This window comes from Micromonospora sp. DT48 (assembly GCF_049844495.1).
In the GTDB taxonomy this organism is placed as follows: Bacteria; Actinomycetota; Actinomycetes; order Mycobacteriales; family Micromonosporaceae; genus Micromonospora.
Genome location: NZ_JBNCLE010000010.1, coordinates 263,186 through 276,190, shown reverse-complemented (window position 1 = coordinate 276,190; position 13,005 = coordinate 263,186). Strand labels below are relative to the sequence as shown.

At 71.3% G+C, this 13,005-nt stretch carries 12 protein-coding genes; 5 read left to right on the top strand and 7 right to left on the bottom strand.

Going from position 1 to position 13,005, the window contains the following annotated elements:
• Positions 1-5: 5 nt before the first annotated feature.
• The 4 genes from ACLQ2S_RS14645 to mca form a co-directional block, all read right to left on the bottom strand.
• Positions 6-2,045 carry a thioredoxin domain-containing protein gene (locus ACLQ2S_RS14645; protein ID WP_309222661.1) on the bottom strand — a complete coding sequence of 680 codons (2,040 nt, stop codon included), beginning with the start codon at positions 2,043-2,045 and terminating at the stop codon, positions 6-8.
• 110 nt (positions 2,046-2,155) lie between these two features.
• Positions 2,156-4,600, bottom strand: a complete 2,445-nt coding sequence (locus ACLQ2S_RS14640) for a putative bifunctional diguanylate cyclase/phosphodiesterase (RefSeq protein ID WP_155215349.1) — start codon at positions 4,598-4,600, stop codon at positions 2,156-2,158.
• A gap of 264 nt (positions 4,601-4,864) precedes the next feature.
• On the bottom strand, positions 4,865-5,161 hold the full coding sequence (locus ACLQ2S_RS14635; RefSeq protein ID WP_155215099.1) for a hypothetical protein: 297 nt from the start codon (positions 5,159-5,161) through the stop codon (positions 4,865-4,867).
• Positions 5,162-5,209: 48 nt separating this feature from the next.
• The gene (mca, locus tag ACLQ2S_RS14630; protein WP_155215100.1) at positions 5,210-6,091 is read right to left on the bottom strand and encodes a mycothiol conjugate amidase Mca; all 882 of its coding nucleotides are present in this window, start codon (positions 6,089-6,091) and stop codon (positions 5,210-5,212) included.
• A gap of 226 nt (positions 6,092-6,317) precedes the next feature.
• Here mca and ACLQ2S_RS14625 point away from each other — a divergent pair, with 226 nt between their 5' ends.
• Positions 6,318-6,752: a DUF4307 domain-containing protein gene (locus ACLQ2S_RS14625; protein ID WP_309222662.1), complete on the top strand. Its 435-nt coding sequence runs from the start codon at positions 6,318-6,320 to the stop codon at positions 6,750-6,752.
• A gap of 197 nt (positions 6,753-6,949) precedes the next feature.
• A complete protein-coding gene (greA, locus tag ACLQ2S_RS14620) occupies positions 6,950-7,447 on the top strand; it encodes a transcription elongation factor GreA (protein WP_309222663.1) in 498 nt (165 codons plus the stop codon).
• 59 nt (positions 7,448-7,506) lie between these two features.
• On the opposite strand, the gene ilvA is transcribed toward greA, so the two are convergent.
• From ilvA to ACLQ2S_RS14605, 3 genes are all read right to left on the bottom strand, one after another.
• The gene (gene ilvA / locus ACLQ2S_RS14615) at positions 7,507-8,727 is read right to left on the bottom strand and encodes a threonine ammonia-lyase (protein ID WP_425701846.1); all 1,221 of its coding nucleotides are present in this window, start codon (positions 8,725-8,727) and stop codon (positions 7,507-7,509) included.
• 91 nt (positions 8,728-8,818) lie between these two features.
• On the bottom strand, positions 8,819-10,228 hold the full coding sequence (locus ACLQ2S_RS14610; RefSeq protein ID WP_309222664.1) for an amidase: 1,410 nt from the start codon (positions 10,226-10,228) through the stop codon (positions 8,819-8,821).
• A gap of 16 nt (positions 10,229-10,244) precedes the next feature.
• Positions 10,245-11,387, bottom strand: a complete 1,143-nt coding sequence (locus ACLQ2S_RS14605) for a cystathionine gamma-synthase (protein ID WP_425701845.1) — start codon at positions 11,385-11,387, stop codon at positions 10,245-10,247.
• A gap of 78 nt (positions 11,388-11,465) precedes the next feature.
• On the opposite strand from ACLQ2S_RS14605, the gene ACLQ2S_RS14600 reads away from it, so the two are divergent.
• The 3 genes from ACLQ2S_RS14600 to ACLQ2S_RS14590 all read left to right on the top strand — a co-directional run bounded on the left by ACLQ2S_RS14600 (position 11,466) and on the right by ACLQ2S_RS14590 (position 12,944).
• The gene (locus tag ACLQ2S_RS14600) at positions 11,466-11,792 is read left to right on the top strand and encodes a hypothetical protein (RefSeq protein WP_155215104.1); all 327 of its coding nucleotides are present in this window, start codon (positions 11,466-11,468) and stop codon (positions 11,790-11,792) included.
• A 100-nt stretch (positions 11,793-11,892) separates the two neighbouring features.
• Positions 11,893-12,486, top strand: coding sequence for a hypothetical protein (locus ACLQ2S_RS14595; RefSeq protein ID WP_155215105.1), 594 nt, complete (start codon positions 11,893-11,895; stop codon positions 12,484-12,486).
• A gap of 41 nt (positions 12,487-12,527) precedes the next feature.
• Positions 12,528-12,944, top strand: coding sequence for an HIT family protein (locus tag ACLQ2S_RS14590; RefSeq protein WP_309222665.1), 417 nt, complete (start codon positions 12,528-12,530; stop codon positions 12,942-12,944).
• The last annotated feature ends 61 nt before the right edge of the window (positions 12,945-13,005 follow it).

Genomic DNA, 13,005 nt, shown 5'->3' with positions numbered 1-13,005 from the left:
CGGGCTCACCGCAGCTGCCCCACCAGCTCCCCGACGTTGGTGACCGGCCGCTGGCAGACGAACCCCCGGCAGACGTACGCGGTGGCCCGTCCGTCGACCAGTGGACGGTCAGCCAGCAGCGGCACCCCCGGCTGGTCCGGCCGGCCCGCCACCACCACCGCACCGGGTGGGGCGTGCCGGTAGGCCGCCGCCACCAGCGGGTCACCCGCCGGGTCGTCGGTCACCACCGCGATCTCGTACGGCCCGGAGAGCAGCGCCTCACCCACGGTCGCCGCGTACCCCGTGAAGCGGGCGTGCCGCCCGACGATCGGCGCGACGGTGGACAGCGCCGCCTCGGCCGCCTCGCGGTATCGGTTCTCCCCGGTCAGCGCCGCGTACGCGACCAGGGCCGCGACGATCGCGGACCGGCCGGAGGGGGTGGCGTTGTCCGTCGGGTCGGCGGGCCGGGCGACCAACTGCTCCGCGTCGTCGGCGGTGTCGTGGAACGCCCCACCGGGCGCGGCGAAGTGGGTGAGCGCGGCATCGACCAGCTGACCGGCCAGGTCCAGCCACCGCCCTTCGCCGGTGACCTGGTGCATGGCGCAGAACGCCTCGGCCACGCAGCCGTAGTCCTCCAGCACCCCGACCGGTTCGCCGACCTGGCCGTCGCGGGAGGCCCGGCGCAGCCGTCCGTCGACGACATGCACCCGGGCGAGGTACTCGGCGGCGTCCCGCATCGCCCCGTCGGCGACGATGGCGACCCCCTCCAGCAGGTTCGCCTCGCCCTCGGTACCGATCCGCCCGCTGGTCTCGACCAGTCGGACGAACTCGGCGAGCGCGGTGATGGCCAGCCCGTTCCAGGCAGCCACCACCTTGTCGTCGCGCGCCGGCTGGGGGCGGGTGTCCCGGGCGGCGAGCAACCGCCCGACCACCGCCTGCCAGCGCTGCCGTACCGCCGGATCGGCGTCGTCGACGTCGCGGGCCAGCCGCAGCACGGACGTGCCGTGTTCGAAGTTGCCGGCGTCGGTCACCGCGAAGAGGTCGGCGGCCCAGCGGCCGTCCTCCTCGCCCAGCACCTCGACCAGTTGAGCCGGGGTCCAGATGTAGGTGAGGCCCTCGACGCCCTCGGTGTCCGCGTCCAGCGCGGAGGCGAGGCCCTGCCCGGGGCGGTGCAGTTCGTCGGCGAGGAAGCGGGCGGTGTCGCGGGCCACCCGCAGCGCCAGCGCGTCGCCGGTGAGCCGCCACAGCTGGGTGTAGACCCGCAGCAGCAGGGCGTTGTCGTAGAGCATCTTCTCGAAGTGCGGCACCGTCCAGTGACCGTCCACGGAATACCTGGCGAAGCCACCGGCGAGTTGGTCGTGGATGCCGCCCCGGGCCATCGCCTCGCAGGTGTGCCGGACGATCTCCAGGCTCCGCGCCGATCCGGTGCGTTCGTGGTGACGCAGCAGGAACAGCAGGTTCATGTGCGGTGGGAACTTCGGCGCCCCGCCGAAACCGCCGTTGACCTCGTCGTACTCGCTGGCCAGTTGGTCTGCCGCGGCGTCGAGCAGCTCGGCGGTGAGCGGGGCGGTGGGGCCGCCGACGGCCTGGGCGCCGCCGATCGCCTCCACCACCGCGGCGCCCTGGCGCAGCACGGCCTCGCGCTGCTCCCGCCACGCGGTGGCGACCGACTCCAGCAGCCGGACGAAGTTTTCCCGAGGGAAGTAGGTGCCGCAGAAGAACGGGGTGCCGTCCGGTGTGGCGAAGACCGTCATCGGCCAGCCGCCCTGGCCGGTCATCGCCTGGGTCGCGGTCATGTAGACCGCGTCCACGTCGGGCCGCTCCTCGCGGTCCACCTTGATCGAGACGAACCCCTCGTTGAGCAGCTGGCCGACGGCCTCGTCCTCGAACGACTCATGCGCCATGACGTGGCACCAGTGGCAGGCCGAGTAACCGACGGAGATCAGCACCGGCACGTCGCGTTTTCTCGCCTCGGCGAACGCCTCCTCGCACCAGGGCCACCAGTCCACCGGATTGTCGGCGTGCTGAAGGAGGTACGGGCTGGTCGCCTCGGCAAGTCGATTCACCCAACGACCATAACCATCCCACCCACCCGCACTGTGTTGATCAAGAAGTTTTCGGCCTGCGGGAGCGGTCGCGCCGACGAAAACCTCTTGATCGATACGGGGTCGGGCGGTCAGGAGGCCCCGTCGGCGCGTAGGGGGAGGACGTTGGTGGGGGGTTGGGCGGCGAGGGAGTTGAGCACGGCCCCGATCTTGTCGGCGGGCATCGGTTTGAAGAAGTGGTAGCCCTGGGCGGCGGTGCAGCCCAGCTCGGCCAGCGCGGAACGCTGCGCGGCCGTCTCCACCCCCTCGGCCACCACCCGCAGGCCAAGCTGGTGGGCCAACCCGACGGTGCTGCGTACGATGGCCGCCGCCTCTGGCGAGTCCGCCATCTGGAGTACGAAGGAACGGTCCACCTTCAGCTCGTCCACGGTGATCCGGGTGAGGAACGCCAGTGACGAGAACCCGGTGCCGAAGTCGTCGACCGCCAACTGCACGCCCATCGAGCGCAACGTGGTGAGCACCTGGTCGATGACCTCCAGTTCGCTCATCACCACCGTCTCGGTGATCTCCAGGACCAGCCGGTCCGCCGGCACCTGGTGCCGGCGGAGCGCGTCGGCGATCTCCGTCGGCAGCCTCGGGTCCAGCAGGCTACGTGCGGAGAGATTGACCGAGATGGGCACGTCGAGGCCCTCCCGGGCCCAGTCGGCGGCCACCGCGAGCGCCTTGTCCAGCACGTAGCGGGTGAAGGCACTGAGCTGCTCGCTGTTCTCCACTGCGCGGATGAAGTCGGCGGGCCCCAGCCAGCCCCGCCGGGGGTGTCGCCAACGGATCAACGCCTCCACACCCGTCGGCGCACCGGTGACCAGATCAACGGCCGGCTGCAACACGAGCACCAGTTGGTCGTCGGTCTGCAACGCCTCCCGCAGCTCGGCGAGCAGGGCCAACTGGTCGGTGCTGGCCGCGTCACGAGAGCTGTCGTACGCGGCCACGCTGACGCCACCGGACTTGGCCTGGTACATCGCGATGTCGGCGCGGCGCAGCAGCTCGGTCAGATCGGCGGTACCGGCCTGGGCCACCACGACCCCGACGGAGACCTCGACGGACATCCGCACCCCGGCAACCTCGGTGGGCGCGGCCAGCCGCTCGGCGATCTCCCGGGCCTGACGCAGCGCGTACGTCATCGGGGCGGCACGGTCGCCGACCACCGGGACCGAACTCAGCAGCAGGGCGAACTCGTCGCCGCCGAGGCGGGCCAGCAGGTCACCGGAGCGGGCCAGGGAACCCAGCCGGTTCGCGGCCAACCGCAGCAGCTGGTCACCGGCCGCGTGGCCCAGGGTGTCGTTGACCTCCCTGAACTGGTCGATGTCCAGCAGCAGCAGGGCGACCGGATGGTCGTGAGCCAGTTGCCGCAACGCCTGGTCACCCCTGCTGAGCAACGCCGACCGGTTGACCAGCCCGGTCAGCGGGTCGTGCACCGCCTCGTACGAGGAACGAGCCGTGACCAGCCGCAGCTCCCGATGCGTGGCGGCGTCGTGCAGAGCTGCGGCGAGGGCGTCGGCGAAGGCCGCGTGGGCGTCGCGTTCCCGCCCGACGGGTGGCGCCGTACGGGGCAACCGCACCCGCAGGCGGCCGACCCGGGTGTCACCGACCACCAGGTCGCGGAGCAGTTCCGCCGGTTCGGGTTCGTCATCACCGGGCGGGGCGATCTCCCGGTCGACCACCTGGCCGCCGGGGTCGCCCCGGTAGCGACGCCAGCGTCCGTCGCCCCGGATCACCTCCACGTCGACCAGTTCCGCCTCGAACAGCGTCAACGCCCCGGTGACACCGGCCGTGGCCACACCCCGCTCGTCGAGTTGGTTGAGCGCGTTCGTGGCGTCGGCGAGTGACCGCCACATGCGTCGGTCGCGGTCTTCCCGCAGTCGCTGCCGGTAGGTCTGCTGCAACAGCCACAGCGGAGCGGGCAGCAACAGCAGCCAGTGTGGATCGATCTCGATCAGCACCACCACCAGCAGGCCGACCACCACGTTGCCGACGAACATCAGTGCCTTGCCGCGCAGCGCGGCGAGCAACGGACGCCCGATCGGCATGCCGTGCCGCAGCGCCAGCATCATCCCGCCCAGCCAGACACTGGCCAGCAGGTAGGCGACGGCACCGGCGGCCACCGCGAGCGCGAGTGCCGGGGTGGGAGCGGCCAGCATCGGCTGCCCCAGGGCGGTGGTGACCGCCACCGCCAGCGCGGTGGCGGCGGTCTGCGCGCCCGCGACGCGGACCACGTCCCAGGTGGTGCGACCGTCGTCGACCACCGAGAGCGCCGTCCAGGCGAGCGTGACGCCGAGCAGCGCGGCGGCCGGCAGCCAGCCGGGTGGCACCAGGTAGAGGCAGACGATCAGGGCGGCTTCGACCCAGGTGACGCTGAGCACCCCGGCGGCGGCGCGGAAGCGGAGCCGGACCAGGTGGGACAGGGCGAACAGCGCGACCGCGAGACCGAAGCGGGCCAGCCCACCGAGCGGGTCGTCGGGCGGCAGCCGGGCCGGCAGGCTCAACCCCACCGCCGCGGCGACCAACGCGGTGGCCATGAGTGCGGCGGTGAGCAGGCGCAGCCCGATCGGCGTACCACGGCCCGTGGACCGGTCCAGCGGTTGACCGGTCCTGCCGGAGGTCACCGGCCTCCTCCCGCCAACCGGCAAGAGGCCGCGCGGCGGGCGGACATGACTGCGGTGGTCATCGGCGCCCCCTCCCGCGCAGCTTGAGGACTTCTGGTCCCCCCGGCGGAAGGCTAAGCCAAACCGGATGGTCGCAACAGGGGTCGACCATCCGGTTCGACGTGAATCATGCTCAGATCAACCGTTGAGGCGCTGCTGGTGCCCGCTAGGGGCGTCCGTGGATGAATCCTCCGTCACGATCCCACCTGTCGGATCATCGGACCCGCGATCCATCGCCTCCGGGCCCGTCGAAGACGGCCCCTGGCCAGGGAAACGATCCGGGAGTCGCCGCAGCCGGGCGTTCATGTTGCGGATCAGCAGCACGGTGGCGGCACCGAGGACGAGGATGAGGAACAGGCCCATCGGCCCGGCGAGACCACCCGTGCGGGTGTCACCGAAGTTGTTCTGGGCGAGCACCTCGACAGTGGTCAACATGGGATTCCTCCGGTAAGCGGTGTGCGACCAGGGTAGCCCGCAGCCCGCTCAGCGGGCATGCGCCGTCCCCCGGACACCGGCGAACAGGTCGGACTCGGGGGTCGGGCTGTCGACCGTCGATCGAACCAGCTCGAAATCCTCCGTCGGCCAGGCGCGCTGCTGCAACTCCATCGGCACCTGGAACCAGAAGCCGTCCGGGTCCACCTGGGTGGCGTGCGCGCGCAGCGCGTCGTCACGCACCGGGAAGTACTCGGCGCACGGCACCCGGGTGGTGATCCGGGGCCCCTTGTCGGGCCGGTCCTCCCAGCGGGCCAGCCATTCGGCGTACGGCGACTCCGCCCCGGTCGCGATGACGGCCTCGTGCAGCGCCAGGATCTTGCCCTTGGAGAAGCCGATGTCGTAGTAGAGCTTGAGCGGCTGCCACGGCGCACCCAACTCCGGATAGCGCTCGGCGTCACCGGCGGCGTCGAAGGCCGCCACGCTGATCTTGTGGCACATGATGTGGTCCGGGTGCGGGTAGCCACCCTCCTCGTCGTACGTGGTGACCACGTGCGGCCGGAACTCGCGCATCAGCCGGACCAGCGGACCGGCAGCCACGTCCACGTCCTGGAGGGCGAAACAGCCCTCGGGCAGTGGCGGCAACGGGTCACCCTCCGGCAGGCCGGAGTCGACGAAGCCCAGCCACGCCTGCTCGATGCCGAGGATCGCCCGCGCCGCGTCCATCTCGCCGCGCCGGATCTCGGCGATGTTCGCCCAGACGTCAGGCCGGTCGAGCTTGGGGTTGAGCACGCTGCCCCGCTCACCGCCCGTACACGTCACGACCAGTACGTCCACCCCTTCGGCGACGTACTTCGCCATCGTCGCGGCGCCCTTGCTCGACTCGTCGTCAGGGTGCGCGTGAACGGCCATGAGTCGAAGTTGCTCTGCCAAGTCGGCGCTCCTCGTCTCTGCCCACCGGCGACCCACCCCGGGCCCCCGTTGACCTGACCTGCCGATTTCCTCCCCGTGGCGCGGCCGTCGACCGCGCCGGCCTGTCATATTTGACCCCAGCCTCATGCGGCGCTGAGCCAGATCTGGCGACCGAGTCGAACAGGAACGGCGGACTCTGCCATTCTTGCCGATACCGCAGACAACAACGCCAGGGAGATACCCGCCGGTGTCCGAGACGCACGCCACACTTGAACCGAACGCGCCGGTCTTTCCGCCCGGTCGCTACGGCCGCCGTCGCGCGCCCCAGCGCCGCCGGCCGGTGCTGGTCGCGCTGCTCGCGCTCGTCCTGGTCGCGGGCCTCACCGCCGTCTCGTTCCGGCTCTACCGGCAGTACGGAGACCCGGCGTACGACGTCCAGGTGATCAGTTATGGGGACATCACGGACAACCAGGTAGTGGTCGACTTCCGGGTGAACCTGCCGGACGGCGGCTCCGCGGTGTGCCTGCTGCGTGCCCGGGACCATGCCGGTGCCGAGGTGGCCCGGGAGGAGGTACCGGTCACCGCCGCCGCCGGGGAACGGCACGTCACCGTGCGGCACCGCCTGGCCACCGAGGCTCGGCCGTTCATCGGTGAGGTCGTCCGCTGTCGGCCGCCCGCCTGAGTTCCGCCGACCCGCGCACCTGAGTTCTCCACCGCTCCGCCCGCCCGAGTTTCCGCCGGTCAGCGCGGGGCAAGGAGGTGACGGCACCGAGCGCTGGCGCCCCCGTCCGGCGTGATCGCCGACACTCGTTGTCGTGGGGCACTGGTAACTTGGAGGTTCACCTGTCAGCCAGCACGCACAACCGAGGAGGACCGCCTGTGTCCAATGGCAACGAGGCGCCCGCCACCTGGCTGTCCCAGGACGCATACGACCGCCTGAAGGCCGAACTCGACGAGTTGATCGCCAACCGGCCGGTCATCGCCGCCGAGATCAACGCCCGGCGCGAGGAAGGCGACCTGCGCGAGAACGGCGGCTACCACGCCGCACGTGAGGAGCAGGGCAAGGCCGAGGGACGCATCCTCTACCTGAAGGAGTTGCTGCGCACCGCCCAGGTCGGTGAGGCGCCGACCGTCGACGCCGTGGCACCCGGGATGGTCGTGACGATCTACTTCGACGACGATGCCGACGACACCGAGACGTTCCTGCTCGGTTCGCGGGAGATCGCCTCCACCACCGACCTGACGGTCTACAGCCCCGAGTCAGCCCTCGGCCAGGCGATCCTGGGCGCCAAGGCTGGCCAGGCCTGCACCTACACCGCTCCGAGCGGTGCCGACATCAAGGTGACAGTGGTCAGTTTCGAGCCCTTCTCCGGCTGATCGTGCTCCGCCGGCCCAGCCGGCGATCCGTTCCCGACCAGAGGCGTGACGCCGCCGCGTCACGCCTCTGGTGCGATCGTCACCTGGTAGCCGCTGGCCCGCAGCGCGGCGATCAGCGTCTCGGAGTGTTCGACGCCACGGGTCTCCACCGACAGCGCCACCTCGACCTCACCGAGGTGCAGGTGCGGGTTGGCCCGCTGGTGCACCACGTCCACCACGTTCGCCCGGTGCTCGGCGATCTCGCTCAGCAGCGAGGCCAACTGCCCCGGTCGGTCCGAGCAACGCACCGTCACCCGCAGGTAGCGGCCCGCCGCCGCCAGTCCGTGCTCGATCACGCGCAGCATCAACAGCGGGTCGATGTTGCCGCCGGAGAGCACCACCACCACGGGTGCGGTCACCTCGACCACACCGGCCAGCAGGGCGGCCACGCCGACCGCCCCGGCCGGCTCCACCACCTGCTTACCGCGTTCGAGCACCATCAGCAGCGCCCGGGAGATGTCCTCCTCGGAGACGGTGACCACTTCGTCGACGAGCTCGCGGACGTGGGTGAAGGTGACGTCACCCGGCCGACCGACCGCGATGCCGTCCGCGATGGTGCTGAAGGCCGGCAGCCGGACCGGCTCGCCCGCCACCAGCGACGGCGGGAAAGCCGCCGCGCCGGCCGCCTGCACCCCGATCAGCCGTACGTCCGGCCGGAGCGCCTTGGCCGCCACCGCCATCCCGGAGATCAGCCCTCCCCCGCCGACGCCGGTGACGATCGTGGTCACCTGCGGGCACTGCTCCAGGATCTCCAGCGCCACGGTGCCCTGCCCGGCGATCACGTCCCGGTGGTCGAAGGGGTGGATCAGCACCGCCCCGGTACGTTCCGCGAACCTCTGCGCCGCCACCAGCGACTCGTCGACCGTGGCGCCGACCAGCTCGATCTGGGCGCCGTACCCCTTCGTCGCCGCCACCTTCGGCAGCGGCGCGTTCACCGGCATGAAGACGGTGGCGTGGGTGCCGACCAGACCGGCGGCGAGCGCCACCCCCTGGGCATGGTTGCCGGCGCTGGCCGCGACCACCCCCCGGGCCCGCTCCTCCGCCGACAGCCGCGAGATCCGCACGTACGCGCCACGTACCTTGTACGACCCCGCCCGCTGGAGGTTCTCGCACTTGAACCAGACCGGCCCGCCGAGCGCCGCGGTGAGTGGGCGGGACGGCTCCAGCGGGGTGGTACGGACCACCCCGTCGAGCAGTTTCCGTGCCGCCCGCACGTCGTCCAGGCTGACCAGCTCCGTCATGCCTAGATCGTGCCACCCGCACCGGGCGGCACCGGCGACGGCCAACCCGGCACCGCCGACACCGGACGTGGACGCCGGTGCGGGCCGGTGCTCACGTGATGGCGGGTGACTCCGTTCCGACGCGCGGATAACCGGGAGCGTGCCGGGGCCACGGGCTCGCCATCTCGAACTGACCGGCGACGCCGAGCAGCAGCAGTTCCGAGCCGGGCGGTCCGACCAGTTGGACGGCGAGCGGCAGCCCGTCCGGGCGACGGCCCACCGGCACCACCAACGCGGGCAGTCCGGCGATGTTCCACGGCGCGTTGTACGGCGCGTACCGGATGCTGGCCAGCATGTTGGCCTGCCAGGAACGCGTCGACCAGCTGACGGCCGGCGGCGGCACGCTCGCCAAGGCCGGGGTGAGCAGCAGGTCCACCGAGTGGTCGGCGAAAAAGTTGATCGACTGTTCGCGCCAGGCCAGCCGGTCGGCCTCCCGGACGTACCCGCGTCGCAGGGCCCATTCGCCGAGGGCGACGTGCCGTCGGCTGCGACGTTGCAGGGTGCGCCGGTCGATCCCGGCGGCGCGCACGTCCGCCGCCGCGACGGCGAGCCAGGTGGCGATGCCCTTGAGGCCCAACGAGGTCGGATAGACCGGATCGGCGGGCACGGTGTCGTGTCCGGCACCGGCGAGCAGCCGGCCCGCGGCGGCGACGGCGTCCCGGTTCGGCGCGTCGGGCGAGACGCCCCGCACCGGAGACCGCAGCGACACACCCACCCGCAGCCGCTGCGGCGGGACGAGCTTGCTCTGTGCCCGCCCGGCCAGCACCTGGAAGCCGACCGCCGCGTCGGCGACGGTGGTGCTGAGCATGCCGTGCTCGGCCAGGCCGAACCAGTCCTCCGCGCCGAGTTGGCACGGCACCACGCCACGACCGGGCTTCAGGCCGACGAGCCCGCAGCAGGCGGCGGGGATGCGGATCGAGCCGAGGCCGTCGTTGGCGTGGGCGATCGGCACCATGCCGGCCGCCACCGCTGCGGCCGCACCGCCGGACGAGCCACCAGGCGTACGGGAGAGGTCCCACGGGTTGCGGGTGACGGCTGTCTCGTCGTCGGTGACGCCCCACAGGCCCAGCTCGGGCATCCGGGTGACCCCGAGGATCACCGCGCCGGCCCCACGCAACCGGCGGACCACCTCGTGGTCGGCCTCCGCCACGGCGGTACGCACGGCAGCCGAGCCGCTCCAGGTGGGTACCCCGGCGACCGGAGTGTTCTCCTTCACCGCGACCGGCACCCCGGCCAGCGGCAGGTTCGCCAGGTCCTCCTGCTCGTCGACCTTCTCCGCCTCGGTGACCGCTCCCCCGCCGCGTACCACGCGGAACGCGGCGAGGTCGACGTCGGCCTTGGCGACGTGGTCGAGGTGGTCGGCAAGCACCTGGGTGGCGGAGACGTCACCTCGGCGTACGCCCCGGGCGATCTGTTTGGCGGTCGCTCCGACCCAGGTCGGCATGATGTCCTGCACGGCCACCCTCCCAAGCCAGCGGTCAGCCCAGCGCCTGCTCCAGATCGGCGAGCAGGTCTTCGACCGTCTCGATGCCGACAGACAGTCGCACGAGATCGGAGGGAACTTCAAGCGGCGAGCCGGCAGCACTCGCGTGTGTCATCCGCCCCGGGTGCTCGATCAGGGATTCCACCCCGCCGAGAGACTCGGCGAGGACGAAGAGTCGGGCCCGGTTGCAGATCTCGACGGCGTGTTCCTCGCCCCCGGCCGCCCGGAAGGAGATCATCCCGCCGAAGCGGCGCATCTGCTTGGCCGCGACCTCGTGCCCGGGGTGCGTCGGCAGACCCGGGTAGAGCACCTGAGCGACCTTGGCGTGCCCGTCCAGGTAGGCGACGATCCGCTCGGCGTTGTCGCAGTGCCGGTCCATCCGCACCCCGAGGGTCTTGATGCCGCGCAGGGTCAGCCAGGCGTCGAACGGACCGTTGATCGCGCCCATCGCGTTCTGGTGGTAGCGCAACTGCTCGCCGAGTTCGGTGTCGGCCGTCACCAGCGCACCGCCGACCACGTCCGAGTGCCCACCCACGTACTTGGTGGTCGAGTGCACGACCACGTCCGCGCCGAGGGCGATCGGCTGTTGCAGGTACGGCGAGGCGAAGGTGTTGTCGACCACCAGCAGCGCCCCGGCGTCGTGCGCCACGGCGGCGAGGGTGGCGATGTCGGCGATGCCGAGCAGCGGGTTGGTCGGGGTCTCCACCCAGACCACCTTCGTGACGCCCGGCCGGATCGCGGCCCGCACGGCGTCCGCGTCGGAGACCTTGGCCGGGGTGTACGAAAGCCCCCACCGCTCGGTGACCTTGGCGAAGAGCCGGTACGTGCCGCCGTACGCGTCGTCGGGGATCACCACGTGGTCGCCCGGTCCGCACACGGTACGCAGCAGGGTGTCCTCGGCGGCGAGGCCGCTGGCGAAGGCGAGGCCGACCCGACCGGCCTCCAAGGCGGCCAGGCACTCCTGGAGGGCGTCCCGGGTGGGGTTGCCGGAGCGGCTGTACTCGTAGCCGAGCCGTGGCGCGCCGACGGCGTCCTGGGCGTACGTGCTGGTCTGGTAAATCGGAGGAATCACCGCGCCGGTGCGGGCCTCGGGGTCCTGGCCGGCGTGGATGGCGAGCGTCTCGAAGCCGTGGTTCATTCCGCAGACGTTAGTCCCCCCTGCCCCGTCCCACCGGAGGAAACCCACCCCGCTGGCGGGCTGGGTCATACTGGGCCGATGAGTCCGCCGGAAACGCTGCCGTCTCGCCTGGCCGGCGTGGCCGATCGCATTCCGACGTCACTGGACCAGCTCACCGGGCCGGAGCACGGCCGGGTCGCCCTGCCCCTGCGGTTGGCCTGGTCAGGGCTGAGCGAGTTCGAGGTTTCCGACCCACGCCAGCGGCTGACTCTGTACCGGACACTGCTGGACTGCGGCCAACGCGACGACATCATCCGTTACGTCAACGCGACGCTGCTCCGCCACGACTGGCCCCGCATCAGGCGGCTCACGTCCAGGCGTCTGATCGCGATCTGGGAACGTCGGCTTCCCGAGCTCGTTTCCTGAGCGTGGATGAACTACACCTCCGGTTACTCCGTGTCGGCTTCGCTGCCGGCGACGATCTCGGGCTCGTCCTAGCTGGCGGCTACGCCCTCGGTGCTACGAGCTGGTCCAACGTCCGTCCCGGGACATCGACTTCGCGACGTCGACCCCGCTGCCGTTACCGATTGTCGCCGACCGCCTCGTCGATGCGTACGTCACGGCAGGATTCGGCGCACACATCGTCGAGGCGACCCCTCGTATGGCGCGGTTGCTGGTCACCGCGACAGAAGAGGCATGCGAGGTGGACCTGTTGAAAGAGGCGATCGGTCCACCCACCATGCTCAGCCTTGGACCGGTTCTCGCCTTCGACGATGCGGTCGGCCTCAAGATGCGAGCGCTTCACGAGCGCGCGGCCCACCGCGACTACATCGACATCCACGCCGCCAACGGCTGCCTGGCCTGGCGGGACCTGGAGCGGCTGGGTGCTCGACACACAGCCGGTTTCTCCCTGGAGGAGTTGGCCGACAGGCTCGGTGCCATCGGGGAGCTGGACGACGAGACATTCGCCGCGTACGGACTGACCGACCCGAGGATCGTTGAGCTGCGTGGGTGGGCTCTCGACTGGGAGGCGGACATCCGGTCTCGGCTGGCGAACGGAGACAACGGTCCGGCCCCGTCGGTCGACGACGAGTGGGACGCGTACCTCGATCGGCTGTGACCGCAACGGCGGCGACAGCGTTCCGGTCTTAGTCTGGCCGGGTGGCGGGGTGTGTGTTCTGCGGGATCGTGGCCGGTGAGGTGCCGGCGTTCCGGGTGACCGACGAGCCGGACGGGGTGGCGTTCCTGGACACCCGGCCGGTGTTCAAGGGGCATGTGCTGGTGGTGCCCCGCGCCCACGTGGTCACCCTCGCCGACCTGCCGCCGGAGTCCCTCGCCGGTTACTTCGGCCTGGTACGGCGGATGACGGTGGCGGTCGAGTCCGGTATGGGCGCGGGTGGCACGTTCGTGGCGATGAACAACAAGGTGTCCCAGTCGGTGCCGCACCTGCACACGCACGTGGTACCCCGGACCAAGGGCGACGGGCTACGGGGCTTCTTCTGGCCGCGTACCCGTTACGCCGACGACGCGGAGGCGACGGCCCACGCCGACCGGATCAGCGCCGCCCTGGGAGCGTGAACCGGCCGAGCGACCCGCCGGTCAGCCTGACCGACGGTGCGGCGGGTAAGGAAGCATGGCC

Coding starts and splice junctions, on each gene's coding strand:
- ACLQ2S_RS14640 (WP_155215349.1), bottom strand. CDS start 4,600: ATGGCCACCGCGTTGGTCGCCGCGGCGGTGGGGTTGAGCCTGCCGGCC.
- ACLQ2S_RS14635 (WP_155215099.1), bottom strand. CDS start 5,161: ATGTTGACCACTGTCGAGGTGCTCGCCCAGAACAACTTCGGTGACACC.
- ilvA (WP_425701846.1), bottom strand. CDS start 8,727: ATGACGGAGCTGGTCAGCCTGGACGACGTGCGGGCGGCACGGAAACTG.
- ACLQ2S_RS14605 (WP_425701845.1), bottom strand. CDS start 11,387: ATGAACCACGGCTTCGAGACGCTCGCCATCCACGCCGGCCAGGACCCC.
- ACLQ2S_RS14600 (WP_155215104.1), top strand. CDS start 11,466: ATGAGTCCGCCGGAAACGCTGCCGTCTCGCCTGGCCGGCGTGGCCGAT.